We start from the raw sequence: 11,983 nt of genomic DNA on the forward strand, positions 1-11,983 counted from the left end.
AGCCGCTCCCGAACCTGTTTTTATCGAACCTGTGTTCGAGTACCCTGGGTGTGCGGGACGTACGCGCGGATCCAGGAAAGCGGGGGCGACGATGAATCAACAGCCCCACTCATCAGCAACAACAGTGCTGACCAAGGCGGAAAAGCTCGAACAGCTACGCCGCAAGATGGCCTCGATCCCTGCCCGCTCCGACGGCACCGAACCCGCTACGCCGTCGGTGATGCTCAAACCCGTCGGCGAGCGCGAGCCGACTCCGATCGTGGCCACCGCGCAATCAACCCTCCGGATGCTTCCCGTTCCGGAGCCGATCGGTGATCTGCTCCCACGCGGCGGGCTGGCCCGAGGAACCGTCGTCAGTGTCGACGGCGCAGCTTCAGTCCTGATCGGACTACTCGCCACCGTCACCGCTGCCGGTGGGCACGTGGCGGTGATCGGAATGCCCGGACTCGGACTCCTCGCCTTCCACGAGCAAGGCGGAGATTTAGCAAAGGTCGCGCTGGTGCCCCAGCCGAAGGACGCTGCAATCGACTGCGCCGCAATTTTGCTGGAGGGTTTCGACGTGGTTGTTCTGGGGCTCTGTGGCAGCGCTGTAACGCCCTCTCGCGGACGGGCTGTGGCCGCGCGCGCGAGGAGTAAGGGATCGCTGTTGATTGTCACAGAAGGGCAATGGGACGGTCCGGATCTGCGGATCTCGTCGCGGGTGTCCGGATATACGGGTCTATCAGCGGGGAGAGGGCGTGTGACCGGAGTCCAGCTCGACGTCGCGGCCGCCGGCAAAGGATTCCAAAAACGCACCGGAAGCCTGGAGATCCGCGACGAGAGCGGACAGCTCCGCTGGGCAACCGTCGACGACACTGCCCTCGCCGCGACACCGCCGCTCCGGGCAGCACAGTGATCAACACCGACCACTGGACCGAACGCTGGCCCGATCACCCCGTGATCAGGACATTCGACGAGCCGAGAGCAGTGAAAGTCGACATCGGCCGGGCACTTCCACTCGGACGCGGAGGAGCATCACGCGCCGATCACGTGAGCATGCGCGTGAAAACCTCCGCGCTCTACATGTCCGGATACCTGGACGGAGCCTTGAAATTCTGGGCGAAAATGCACGACGGCCAATGGCTGGCCGGAGTAACCGTGCGTGTCACCGATGCCGGCGGAACCAATCTCGTCGAGATCGACCTGCTCGTGACTGCCGACGCCGTCACCGAAGTGCCTGCTACCTCCTGAACGCACCAAAAGGGCCGGTGAGTAGTACGGCTCACCGGCCCTGCATGTACAAACACCATCTCGGCGACCGGTACGGTCGTTTGGGACGACCACCGCGGACATGCGGCCCGCGAGGGCGACGAGGGGCAGTCGATATCGCGCGGATGCCTTCGTGGGTCAGTCGTCGACGTTCTCCTCCAACAGCGTGCGGAAACTGGCAGCCAGTCGAACAACTGTGTTCGCGTTGTCATGGTCGACCAAGCACACACTTCCGTCCGCAGCGATCCAGATCGGATTCCCCGACCCGTCGTCAGCGAACACCACCCCGTCGATGAGGGCACCGTATGCGTCACGCGCCCCAATGGTCAGCTCGATGCATGTCTCACGACCGATAAGTTCGGCGTTGTCCCATGCGTGCACTGACACGCCCACGAAGCATCCACCCCAACGTCCCACGAACTCGGAGAAATCCTTGTCCGGGACGATGTCGAGCGCATGCAATCGCGCGTGAAGCTCGTCTGCCGGAATCGGACGGCCGGGACCGTAGAAGTCCACGGTGCGCTCGATGCGAGCGACCAACCCGTTTCCGAGAGCCATATCGGAAGGTTACTTACCGGCGCAGGACACTAGGGCACCCCGGTCGGTCGGATCACCAATTGCATCCGCCTGCCCGGCGGCCCGGCCACCTGCGGTGTCCCCCGAAGAGAACTCCGCTTCGCTCCGTCTGGAAAAGCGTTTTATTTGTTTCTCCTTCTGGCCTTCCGATTTTGACCGGCGGTGACCTGCGCGCAACCGCTGACTCCGCTTCGCTTCGGCCTTCGGCTCGAAAGACTTTTTCAACCCGCACTCGCAGGCTCGCAGAAAAACTCTTCCGCTCACCAGTTGCACTCCGGCCCCCTAATGCCGGTCCAACTCTCCTATGCCAGAAGGCGAAAAAAATCGGCGGGGAACGGGATTCGTCCCCAGCCACGAACGAAAGGTCACCGATGAGCGGCGACTACAACGCAGCAACCAACCACTACGCCGGACTGACGTGCGGGTGCGGTGACTACTCCTGCCCTCGCATGCACAACGACGCCGCACAGTGCGTCAATGCCGAGTAGACGACAGCCAACCCGCCCCCCGAAACAAAGGAAAACCACGTGAGCACCGAAACCGGCACCCTCGCACCCGCGCTAGTCGCCGTTGTCGAGGCGACCGCAGCCCTTGATGCAGCGATGTTCGACCGCAGCCGCGAAGGGTTCATCGACGTCACCGCCCTGGTCGACGCCTTCGCAGCCTCCCGCGCCGCAGCCCGCGACGCCGGACACCCCGAGGAGGACATCGACGCCGCCGCCGCCCCCACCAACTAACCACCCACCCATCCGTCACCTGCAAGGACGCGCAGCATGACCGACCACAACCGCCCGACCGAAGGAGAAAACGATGTACGGCTACGACCTGCACAACATCTGCGAGAAAGCAGATGCCTGGGCGAAGTTGTTCGAGACAGCCGAGTATCTCGACAGCGTCGTCGAGCACAACTGCTGTTCGGAAATCGACGTGTTCGTGGAGCTGCTCATCGCGCTCGACTACCACGGCCACGCCTCCGCCCTGATGGACGCACACATCGAGGCCGATAGCTGCCGAGACCGTCACCCCACGGCCGATCAAGTGATCTTGGAACCGGCCACCGCTTGAGATCGAAAACCCTACGGAAACAACACAACACCGGGCAGCTGTTACCTGCCCGGTGTTGTGTCCGAAAGTCTACGAGAGGCAACACCGTGACCGCAACACACACCGCCCCCGACGCAGCACTCGAGGTGGCGCAGCTGCACCCGGACACCCTCGACATCGGCGAGAACGTCCGCGACAGCGTCGATCTGGCGCAGACCCCCGACTTCGTCGAATCCATCCGCGAAAACGGAGTACTCGAAGCGATCAGCGCCGTCCGAACCGCAGACGGAACGATCGTCGTCCGCGACGGCCAGCGCCGCACCCTCGCCGCCCGCGAAACCGGCCTGACCACAATCCCCGTCGTGATCTACCCCGACACCGAAGGAAGCGACAAGGCCCGCGCCGTCGACCGGATCGGCAAGCAGATCACCGCCAACCGGCACCGCGAAGGGCTGACCGCAGCGCAGCACACCCGAGGGGTTGCGCAGATGCTCGAATTCGGCGCATCCATCACGAAGGTGTCCAAGACCCTCGCGATGGACAAAAAGGATGTCAAAGCCCAGGCAGCGGTAGGGAAAGCCGAGGCAGCCCGCGCCGCCCTCGACGCCGGACAGCTCGACCTCGCACATGCGGCAGTAGTGGCCGAGTTCGAGGAAGCCGGAGACGCCGAAGCCGTCGAAAAGCTTCTGGCCACCAGGTCGTACGACTTCGACCACGTAGCGGAGCGACTACGCGGGTTGCGTGAAGAACGGGAGGCATATGCCCTCGCCGCAGCTCCGTTCGCGGAGAAGGGATTTACGATCTTTCCCTTCGATCGGCGCAGTTTCCGTGACGAGGTGTCCCCGGCCGAGCTGGTCACCACAGACGGCGACGAGGTCACCCAAGAGCTGGTCGACGCAGCCCCGCAGTTCTGGGCAGTGTTTCTGGGATTGAACGATGCGTTTTTCGACAAAGCCACCGGCGAGCGCGTCGATTACGACGATGTCGATTGGGACACCGAGGACGACGATTCCGCCGTACCAGAGGAAGGGCTACGGCACGCCAACACCGTCGACTACCGGCCCGAGTACCTACCGGACTACTGGTGCATCGACCAGGACGGCGCTGGACTCGAGCCGCGACCGATCATCGACGCCGTTCCCGCCGCCGCAGGTGGCAGCGGAAACGACCCCGCCGAGGCAGCTCGGGCAGTGCGCGAGCAGGAAGCGAAGGACAAGCAGGAACGGCGACGAGTCCGCGAGTTGAACAAGCAGGCCGAGGCCGCGACCACCGTCCGCCGCGAGTTTCTGCGCACGACCTTGCTCGCCCGCAAGACCCCGCCGAAAACGGCAGCGGCCTACGTCGCGGCCACCCTCGCCCGCGATCCCGGACTGATCTCGGAATACAAGGCAGCGGAATCACTCGGTGAGCTGCTCGGATTCAAGGGCTACTACCCCGGCCGAGAGTTGGCCGAGCAAGTGGCGAAGGTGTCCGAGGCTCGCGCTCAGGTGCTGCTTCTCGCGTTGGTGATCGCCGCGCAAGAGTCCCGCATGGTCAAAGACGCATGGCGATCCAAGCCCAAGAATGCCGACCAGTACCTCAGTTTCCTGATGGAACAGGGCTACACCCTCGCCGCCGTCGAGGAAATCATCACCGGACAGCTCACATTCGACGAGGTCGCGATCGACTGACCCGATGAAGCGGCGATCCCCGGCCCGAAAGGGTTGGGGATCGCCCGCCCTTCCGCCCCGCACCTTCCGCCTCCGGCCGGCGGTCAGAGCCACCGGCGGACCGGAAGGGCGGAATACGGACACCACCACAGACACTCGAGAAAGCACCCGGCCGCCGGCCACGAACCGCGATAAAAGCGCAAGGAAAAGAAATCGACCCGCCCCGGTGTGAACATTCTTCTATCCCGACACTCGCGCATCAAGGCCGCTCCAGAAATAATATCCACACGCGCCACTCGCACGCTCGAACAAAGGCGCTACGATATTTTTTCCTACACTCACCTTGACCCACTCCCGCCGAGACCAGAATATCGGCACATACCGGGGGAGGGGGAGAAAATTCAGGTAGAACGCATGCAGGTAGCTGCGTATGTCACGGTTCGGCATTAGAGAAAGAATGTGGAAATGATTGAAGATGCCATTAACTAAAGCGGAAACTAATCGAAGAAATATCCACGAAAGTATTGGTTTATATTGCAATGTTCGATAGAATGAAATCAATAAAGAATCACCGACGAGGGGGAATGACAATGGCGATCACCGTATATACCAAGCCCGCATGTGTGCAATGCAATGCCACGTACCGCGCACTCGACAAAGCGGGAATCGAATACGACGTCATCGACATCACCGAAAACGCACAGGCCCGCGATTACGTCATGAGCCTCGGATACCTGCAAGCCCCCGTCGTCGTCGCAGGAGAAAACCACTGGAGCGGATTCCGCCCAGACGAAATCAAGAAGCTCACCACGGCCGCCTGATCACACACTTTCACCAGCGAAACGAGTTTCAATGAGGAAATCAAGCAGTTCGGACGGCGGGTGCATCAACGACGAACAGTCGGTCGTCGCGCAACAATGCCCAGATCACGCTCACTCGTCGACGGGCCAAGGCGATCACCGCTTGAACGTGTCTCATTCCTTCACTTCGTTTCTTGAGGTAGAACTCGCGGTTCGGTCCATCTTTGATGATGGAGGTTTGAGCGGAGAGGTAGAAGACGCGCCGCAGTCGCCGGCTGTAGCGTTTGGGTCGGTGCATGTTGCCGGTTCGGCGGCCGGAATCGCGGGGGACCGGAACCAACCCCGCTGCCGAGGCGAGGTGACCGGCATCGGAGTACGCCGACATATCACCGGCAGCGACAACGAATTCCGCGCCGAGGATCGGACCGATACCGGGCATGGATTCGATGACCGCAGCCTGTGGATGGCGGCGGAAGGTCTCACCGATCTGCGCGTCGAGACGAGCAAGCTGGACGTCCACTGCGAGGACTCTGTCGGCGATATCGGCCACCAACTGCGCCGCAACAGCCTCACCAGGCAGGACCACATTCTGCGCGGACGCCGCTTCCCACGCAATCTCGGCGACACCGTCCGCCCCGCGTACCCCACGTTTACCGAGCCACAAGCTCAAACGAACGCGTCCGCGTCGCCGAATGCCGCGCGGCGTCTGGAAACCGGTCAACAACACCAACGCGCCCTTGTGACGCCCGAAGTCGAAAGCCCGCTCGAGCGCAGGAAAGACACCGGTGAGAGTGTCACGCAGACGGTTGATCAGCCGGACTCGGTCAGCGACGAGATCGGTCCGATGCGAGGTCAAAAGCGCGAGTTCCGCGGCCAGCTGGGCCGGTGGAATCAACACAGACAGATCGCGTCGGTGTCGAGCAGTTTCCGCGATCACATAGGCATCGCGGGCATCGGTTTTCGCCTCCCCTCGATACGCGCCGGACATCCTGTTGACGGTGCGACCAGGGACGTAAACCGCACTCTGTCCGTGCGCGGCGAGAAGAGCAAGCAACAACGTCGAGGAGGTACCGGAAATATCTACCGCCCAATGGAGTTCGTCGGCCAAGGCCAGAATTTCGCTCAGCGCGTGCAATATCGCGGTCTCGTCGTTGATGATCTTGTGCGACCACACGATCAACCCTGCTTCGTCGACCACTGCCGCCCAATGATGGCCCTTGCCGGCGTCGATTCCAACCCATGCGTGGGTGTGAGTTTCTCTCATCGCTCCTCCATGTCGCCTACTCATATCAGGCCCGAGGAACACCCCACCGTCATCTCCGTAAACAGCACTCGAAGCACATTTTTCAATCAGCAGCCAGGGCGTCCCGAAGCGCTGGGCGGCCACTCGTTTCGAGCCACATAAGGCAGGACACCATCAGCCACACCCAGCACTTCCGGACCATCCAACAACTTACGGAGGACACCATGACCGCCGCCGCATTCACCTTCACTCCCGATGCAGACTTCGTCGACCGCGCACTCGACGCCGAGCTCCGCCGCGACAGCGAATCCGTCGACCGCAAACTCCGCACCATGCTCGCCGCCCTCGACGACTCCCTCGCCGGAATCAGTGATGCACGCGAAGAGCTACACACCCTCTACACCGCCCCCGGCACGGACACCGCCGAAGACGTTGCCGCCCATGACCAGGACATCGCAACCCACCTCGCCGAGGCTGCCCGCAACCTCCGCGCGGCCACCGAGATCCTGCGCAGCCACCGGCAACTCACCTCACCGCGACCCTGACCTCCCATGCCCATCGGCGACAGCAAGGACCCCGACGTGACACTCTCACTGGCCACCGTCCCCGACTTCGACGACCTCACCGACAACGACAGTGAGATCGACGAATACAGCACCATCATCGAAGTCGAGGTCGAGGATCAACTCCTGTGCTCGCTTCTCTGGGCGCCGGGCGCAAGCGCGAAGCGTGCAGTCGAGGCCCTGACCAGCGCAGACTTCTACCGACCCGTGAACGCGGCACTGTTCACCGCGATCTCGGAACTTGTCGAGGCCGGCAAACCTCACAACAGTGCCCACGTCTTCACCACCTTGCAGCAGGAAGGCCGCACCAGCGGGCACCTCGGGAAACAGCTCACCAAAGCACTCACCGACATCACCACCATCGGCGTCCCGTCCGCTGAACTCGAGCACAACATCGCCGCAGTCCTCACCCAGGCCTACCGGCGCGGATTCCGCGAAGCAGCACGATCCCTCGCCCAAGCCGCCGACGAGCTCCCCGAAGACCAACTGTTCGAGCACCTGCTCAGCATCGGCCGCGAACGCCGCGCAGCCTCCCAACGCCTCGCCGCCATCCGCGAAGGCCGAGCATGAACACTCCAGACAAGCCAGATCAGCGAATCAGCAGGCCGGGGGTGGTGAAACACAGCATCTTCGGTGTCCTCACCCTCGCTGTCGCAGCCCTGGACTTCGCCATCGGAACCAGTCGAACCCTCATCGCCGGAGTCGGATTACTCGCCCTTTCGACGTACAGCTTCCTGAAAGCGTCCAAACTCCGAAGGTCGCCCCTCGAGCAGACAGGAACCCAGAACATGAACGATGACGAACACGACGCCTGGCAGCTGCACCACCACGGAGCCGATTGGGACGAAATCGGCACCGAAATGGGATGCAGCCCCACCACAGCGCAAACCCTCGCAGCCGCCTACGAAAAACGCACCGACAACGCCGCCGCACAAACCCAAAACACCCTGTTCTGACACCACCCTCGCAGGTCTGTTGATCGCAGGAAACAAGCAATGATCAGGTAGAATAGACAACGGTGCGCAGCTCCCCTGCGCACCGCCACGCTCGACCGAGTCGACGAAGGAGCACCGGTGACCACTGCACGCAACGCACAGTCGCACATGACCGAAGCCCAGATCGACCGAGCCATCGCCGCCGCTACCGCCGGACACCGCATGGCCGGCATGGAACCCAGCGAATACGGCATCGAAGTCGGCCGCCGGCAACTACGCGGAGAAATCACCGGCGACGAAGCAGTCGCACTCGTCCTCGCCGAAAACCGCCGCCGCCGAGCTGCCCGCAGTTGAAAGACCCGTACGTCGACCCCGACACCGGGGTCCTGATCAACAAACTCGGGCACACCGACCCGCAAGCACTCCTCGAGGACGAAACCGAAGCGGCGTATCAGCGCATTCTGCAGCTCGAATTACAGCCCATCGCAGGTAATTTCGACTTCGAACACCTGAAGAAGATCCACCAATTCATCCTGCAAGACGTCTACGACTGGGCAGGCACCCTCCGCACCCGCGACACCGGCGCCGTCGGCATGAACCTCCCACACTGCCGACCCGAACACATCGAAAACCAAGCAGCGTTCATCTTCCGCGGAATCGCCAAAGACAACTTCCCCCAAGGACTCCCGAAAGACCGCGCCGTCGACCGACTCGCCTACCACTGGGGCGAAACCACCGTCCTGCACCCGTTCCGAGACGGCAATTCCCGCACACAACGAGTCTTCTTCGACGAACTCCTCAAATCCTCCGGCTGGACCATCGACTGGCAGAAAGTCCACGCCTCCGCAGTACAAGCAGCCCGCTACGTCGCAATGGAAGCAACCCACACACCGCTCCGCGACGTCCTCGCCCCCGGCGTACACCGCAACGGCACCGAACCGCCCACGCTCGCCAGCACTCAAGGCAACGTCATCCACCTCGAGGTGGCCGAGCACCACAAAGCGATGATCGACCACCTCCGCAGCGGAAACCGCGCACCGTACAACCCGAACGAACTCAGCGACCTCATGCGCGGCCGCCTACTCGACTACCCGTCACAGCCACCGACAGGTTCACGAGAATCAGGGACGAGCGGGCCGGAAACCTCGCGGACCCAGACACCGAAACGCTCCCACGACCTCGGGCGTGACTGAAAACTTCCGGACAAAAGCGGGCTGACCACAATAAATGTGGCCCGTACTCTGCTCCTACTGGAACTTTTCGGTGTGATCGCTCAACAGCCGAGCAAGAGCGCGAACGGTTTTCGGGTCAGTCATATCGCCACCGCGCGCGCAACCGATCCGCGCACCGGACGCCGCCTCCGCAGCCCGCAACTCCCGATATGCCTCAACAAGCTCAGGACTCGGATTCGCCATCAGCTCCGCCCGACGCTTCTGCTCAGCCTTGTGAGCCAAACGCAACTTGCTAGACAGCTGCTCTTCGCGCCAGATCCTGAACCTGCGACGCTTCCACGGAGAACGAACCGCAGCACCGCCCGTCCATGCCGCGAACTGCTCCTTGTCCCGCTCCCACATCCGCGGCCGAAAATCCGGACTCCAACTATCCATCAACGTTTCCCCCATCAAGCGCCGACCTGCGGATACACCCAAAATAGCAGGGGATAGTCGCTCTCGACGACGTCTCCGCCACACCCTCGGCCCGTCAGGCATCCAGCGAAGCGGCACCAAAAAGCATCCCCAACCCCGCACCCGCGACCATCAAAACCACCAACACCGCAAACGCCAACAGATCCCCGATTGTCGCCGGAAATTCCACCGGAGGAGTGATCGACTTCGCAGGCTGCTCCACGAAACTCGCGTCGATCAGCAACCACGACGAAATGCCGAACACGAAAGAGACGGCCACGCGCCCCAACGCCGCGCCCACGCGCTCCAACGACACATCTTTCATAGCCTCAATGACCGACAACGAAGCCACGAAACATGCCCCAGCCGCTCCCACCATCAAAACGAACCACCAGTCCTGCATCGCCGCCGAGGTCGAAAGAGAAACAAAACTGAAATCACTCTGACTTGGCATAGCAAACCCCCACGCAACATTGAAAGGACTCCCGGAATGCCGCCCCGACAGGAGCGACAAAAAGAATTATCCACATCCCCTGGCGCCTCCGCTACCCAATCCCTACACACCCCGGGCAGCGTGAACCGACGACGCACTGCAATCGAATCCGCATCAAAGAGCCTCAGAAACAGCAACTTTCGTGCAGGTGACGTCACCCCCGACGTCCCGAAGAGTAACGAAAAGCCCGCATGACCCACTGTCTGCGAGATAGCTGAGATTCCACGCCACCTGAACTTTTAATCGATGTGTTGTAAAAAATCTCGCTATTCCATCGAATTAGCAAACTTCTCAATAATAAGGAAAAGGAGGAACAGAAACAGGCCCGGCGGTTTTATGCGTCACCAAATCGAAATGAAAGAATCGGAACGAATCGGACAGATTTGCATGGTGTTAGACGCTCCGGTGCAACACAAAACACCCGAAAAAAATTGAAGAGCTACCGCGACACCGCGCGTGTCGAGTCCCGTCGCTCCCGCACAATCACCCCGCGAGCCACCCGAGCGGGAGGTGCGAACGCCTGGCCCGTTGCCGGCGGTGTGTTGGCGCCTGCCCGGCGGCCGGCCACCTACCGGTGTCCTCCGAATTGAGCTCCGCTGCGCTCCGCACCAGCGAAAAGCGTTGATTTGTTTGTCCTTCTGGCCTTCCGATTCTCGTCGGCGGTGACCTGCGCGCAACCCCTGGCGGCGATGCCGGCCCGAGGGCTCCGAGAAATTTTCTCAACCCGCACTCGCACGCTCGCAGAGAAATTTTCCCGGCCCAGGGGTGGCACTCCGGCCCCCTCATGCCGACGCGATTCTCCTTTGCCAGCAGGGCAAAAAAATTGGCGGCCACCGAGCAGGTGGCGCCACCGGATCAGCGGAGGTTGAAAGTTATGGGCGCGAAGACCACGGCAGACAAGAGCGCGGCACGACGCGAGCAGGCCGCCGCACTGCACGAGAGCATCACCGCGAAGGTCGCCCAGCTCACCGACACCGACGCATGGGCCGCCTACCTGACCGCCGCAGCAGCGTTCCACTCCTACAGCTTCAACAACGTCATGTTGATTTTCTCGCAGGCCCCCGACGCGAGCCAGGTCGCCGGATTCCGCAAGTGGCAAGAACTCGGACGCCAGGTCCGCAAGGGCGAAAAGTCGATCAAGATTTTCGGCTACTCGACCAAGAAGATCACCGAAACCGACACCGAGACCGGCGAGGAAACCACCCGCCGCGCAGCACGGTTCCCGATCCTGTCCGTGTTCGACATCGCCCAAACCGACCCGATCGAAGGCCACCCCGCCCAAGCAGCAGAAACCATCACCACCCGACTACACGGCGACGACCCCGCCGCGATCTACACCCGCATCGCGCAGGTGATGACCGAACAGGGATGGACCGTCACCCGCGAGCACATCGCCGGAGAAACGAACGGCCGAACCAGCCTCGACGGATCACGCCGCATCATCGTCGACGACAAGATCAGCGACGCCCAAGCCGCGAAAACGATGATTCACGAAGCCGCCCACGCGCTCATGCACGCCAACGGCGACATCGACCCCGCCGAGCTGCACCGAGGCCGCGCCGAAGTCGAAGCCGAATCCGTCGCCTACGTCCTCGCCGGACTACTCGGACTCGACACCACCGACTACAGCATCGGCTACATCGCCGGATGGGGAAACGGAGACCTCGAGGTCATCACCGACACCGCCCGCGCAGTCCTGGCGACCGTCCACACCCTCGCCGAGGCACTCGAACCCGCCACCGACGAAGCCGAGGACACCGCAGCCGCCTAGACGGCAGCACCCCACAAACACAGTGCGACACCGGGC

Annotated in this window: 16 protein-coding genes and 1 pseudogene; 12 read left to right on the forward strand and 5 right to left on the reverse strand. The window is 62.2% G+C overall.

Annotation, left to right across the window (positions count from 1 at the left end; translation table 11 throughout):
* Positions 1–20: 20 nt before the first annotated feature.
* A pseudogene (locus BH682_RS37380) lies at positions 21–128 on the reverse strand (hypothetical protein); the annotation flags it as partial.
* Here BH682_RS37380 and BH682_RS31500 point away from each other — a divergent pair.
* Entirely contained in the window at positions 92–895 is an 804-nt protein-coding gene (locus BH682_RS31500) for a hypothetical protein (protein ID WP_064074581.1), read from the forward strand. The pseudogene BH682_RS37380 and the gene BH682_RS31500 sit on opposite strands and share 37 nt — an antisense overlap.
* The gene (locus tag BH682_RS31505; RefSeq protein ID WP_042953505.1) at positions 892–1,230 is read left to right on the forward strand and encodes a hypothetical protein; all 339 of its coding nucleotides are present in this window, start codon (positions 892–894) and stop codon (positions 1,228–1,230) included. Before BH682_RS31500 ends, BH682_RS31505 begins: the two co-directional genes overlap by 4 nt.
* A gap of 156 nt (positions 1,231–1,386) precedes the next feature.
* Here BH682_RS31505 and BH682_RS31510 read toward each other — a convergent pair whose 3' ends face one another.
* Positions 1,387–1,806, reverse strand: coding sequence for an SMI1/KNR4 family protein (locus tag BH682_RS31510; RefSeq protein ID WP_064074582.1), 420 nt, complete (start codon positions 1,804–1,806; stop codon positions 1,387–1,389).
* A 545-nt stretch (positions 1,807–2,351) separates the two neighbouring features.
* Here BH682_RS31510 and BH682_RS31515 point away from each other — a divergent pair.
* From BH682_RS31515 to nrdH, 4 genes are all read left to right on the forward strand, one after another.
* A complete protein-coding gene (locus BH682_RS31515; protein ID WP_064074583.1) occupies positions 2,352–2,561 on the forward strand; it encodes a hypothetical protein in 210 nt (69 codons plus the stop codon).
* Positions 2,562–2,634: 73 nt separating this feature from the next.
* A complete protein-coding gene (locus BH682_RS31520) occupies positions 2,635–2,889 on the forward strand; it encodes a hypothetical protein (RefSeq protein WP_003945385.1) in 255 nt (84 codons plus the stop codon).
* Between the two features lie 86 nt (positions 2,890–2,975).
* The gene (locus tag BH682_RS31525; RefSeq protein WP_064074584.1) at positions 2,976–4,538 is read left to right on the forward strand and encodes a ParB/RepB/Spo0J family partition protein; all 1,563 of its coding nucleotides are present in this window, start codon (positions 2,976–2,978) and stop codon (positions 4,536–4,538) included.
* Positions 4,539–5,107: 569 nt separating this feature from the next.
* A complete protein-coding gene (nrdH, locus tag BH682_RS31530) occupies positions 5,108–5,338 on the forward strand; it encodes a glutaredoxin-like protein NrdH (protein ID WP_064074585.1) in 231 nt (76 codons plus the stop codon).
* Between the two features lie 40 nt (positions 5,339–5,378).
* Here the strand turns inward: nrdH and BH682_RS31535 are convergent, their stop codons facing one another.
* Positions 5,379–6,581 carry an IS110 family transposase gene (locus BH682_RS31535; RefSeq protein WP_064074586.1) on the reverse strand — a complete coding sequence of 401 codons (1,203 nt, stop codon included), beginning with the start codon at positions 6,579–6,581 and terminating at the stop codon, positions 5,379–5,381.
* Between the two features lie 203 nt (positions 6,582–6,784).
* On the opposite strand from BH682_RS31535, the gene BH682_RS31540 reads away from it, so the two are divergent.
* From BH682_RS31540 to BH682_RS31560, 5 genes are all read left to right on the forward strand, one after another.
* Positions 6,785–7,105: a hypothetical protein gene (locus tag BH682_RS31540; RefSeq protein WP_064074587.1), complete on the forward strand. Its 321-nt coding sequence runs from the start codon at positions 6,785–6,787 to the stop codon at positions 7,103–7,105.
* Positions 7,106–7,111: 6 nt separating this feature from the next.
* Positions 7,112–7,693: a DnaB-like helicase N-terminal domain-containing protein gene (locus tag BH682_RS31545; protein WP_064074588.1), complete on the forward strand. Its 582-nt coding sequence runs from the start codon at positions 7,112–7,114 to the stop codon at positions 7,691–7,693.
* Positions 7,690–8,079 (forward strand): hypothetical protein, encoded by a 390-nt coding sequence (locus BH682_RS36875; RefSeq protein WP_223304540.1) that lies wholly within the window; start codon positions 7,690–7,692, stop codon positions 8,077–8,079. The genes BH682_RS31545 and BH682_RS36875 overlap by 4 nt, the downstream gene beginning before the upstream one ends.
* A gap of 117 nt (positions 8,080–8,196) precedes the next feature.
* The gene (locus tag BH682_RS31555) at positions 8,197–8,412 is read left to right on the forward strand and encodes an antitoxin VbhA family protein (RefSeq protein WP_007734780.1); all 216 of its coding nucleotides are present in this window, start codon (positions 8,197–8,199) and stop codon (positions 8,410–8,412) included.
* The gene (locus tag BH682_RS31560) at positions 8,409–9,251 is read left to right on the forward strand and encodes a Fic/DOC family protein (RefSeq protein ID WP_064074589.1); all 843 of its coding nucleotides are present in this window, start codon (positions 8,409–8,411) and stop codon (positions 9,249–9,251) included. Before BH682_RS31555 ends, BH682_RS31560 begins: the two co-directional genes overlap by 4 nt.
* Positions 9,252–9,305: 54 nt before the next feature.
* Here the strand turns inward: BH682_RS31560 and BH682_RS31565 are convergent, their stop codons facing one another.
* Both BH682_RS31565 and BH682_RS31570 read right to left on the reverse strand, forming a co-directional pair.
* A complete protein-coding gene (locus BH682_RS31565) occupies positions 9,306–9,665 on the reverse strand; it encodes a hypothetical protein (protein WP_054801604.1) in 360 nt (119 codons plus the stop codon).
* Positions 9,666–9,759: 94 nt separating this feature from the next.
* Positions 9,760–10,137, reverse strand: coding sequence for a hypothetical protein (locus BH682_RS31570; protein ID WP_141695824.1), 378 nt, complete (start codon positions 10,135–10,137; stop codon positions 9,760–9,762).
* 913 nt (positions 10,138–11,050) lie between these two features.
* Here BH682_RS31570 and BH682_RS31575 point away from each other — a divergent pair.
* Positions 11,051–11,947: an ArdC-like ssDNA-binding domain-containing protein gene (locus BH682_RS31575; protein ID WP_064074591.1), complete on the forward strand. Its 897-nt coding sequence runs from the start codon at positions 11,051–11,053 to the stop codon at positions 11,945–11,947.
* Positions 11,948–11,983 lie beyond the last annotated feature (36 nt).

This window comes from Rhodococcus sp. YL-1 (genome assembly GCF_001942025.1).
Classification (GTDB): Bacteria; Actinomycetota; Actinomycetes; order Mycobacteriales; family Mycobacteriaceae; genus Rhodococcus_F; species Rhodococcus_F qingshengii.

Bases quoted from the DNA above. Each gene is read 5' to 3' on its own strand.
- nrdH (WP_064074585.1), top strand. From the start codon at position 5,108: ATGGCGATCACCGTATATACCAAGCCCGCATGTGTGCAATGCAATGCC.
- BH682_RS31575 (WP_064074591.1), top strand. From the start codon at position 11,051: ATGGGCGCGAAGACCACGGCAGACAAGAGCGCGGCACGACGCGAGCAG.
- BH682_RS31535 (WP_064074586.1), bottom strand. From the start codon at position 6,581: ATGAGAGAAACTCACACCCACGCATGGGTTGGAATCGACGCCGGCAAG.
- BH682_RS31510 (WP_064074582.1), bottom strand. From the start codon at position 1,806: ATGGCTCTCGGAAACGGGTTGGTCGCTCGCATCGAGCGCACCGTGGAC.
- BH682_RS31545 (WP_064074588.1), top strand. From the start codon at position 7,112: ATGCCCATCGGCGACAGCAAGGACCCCGACGTGACACTCTCACTGGCC.
- BH682_RS31565 (WP_054801604.1), bottom strand. From the start codon at position 9,665: ATGGATAGTTGGAGTCCGGATTTTCGGCCGCGGATGTGGGAGCGGGAC.
- BH682_RS31570 (WP_141695824.1), bottom strand. From the start codon at position 10,137: ATGCCAAGTCAGAGTGATTTCAGTTTTGTTTCTCTTTCGACCTCGGCG.
- BH682_RS31500 (WP_064074581.1), top strand. From the start codon at position 92: ATGAATCAACAGCCCCACTCATCAGCAACAACAGTGCTGACCAAGGCG.
- BH682_RS31540 (WP_064074587.1), top strand. From the start codon at position 6,785: ATGACCGCCGCCGCATTCACCTTCACTCCCGATGCAGACTTCGTCGAC.
- BH682_RS31520 (WP_003945385.1), top strand. From the start codon at position 2,635: ATGTACGGCTACGACCTGCACAACATCTGCGAGAAAGCAGATGCCTGG.
- BH682_RS36875 (WP_223304540.1), top strand. From the start codon at position 7,690: ATGAACACTCCAGACAAGCCAGATCAGCGAATCAGCAGGCCGGGGGTG.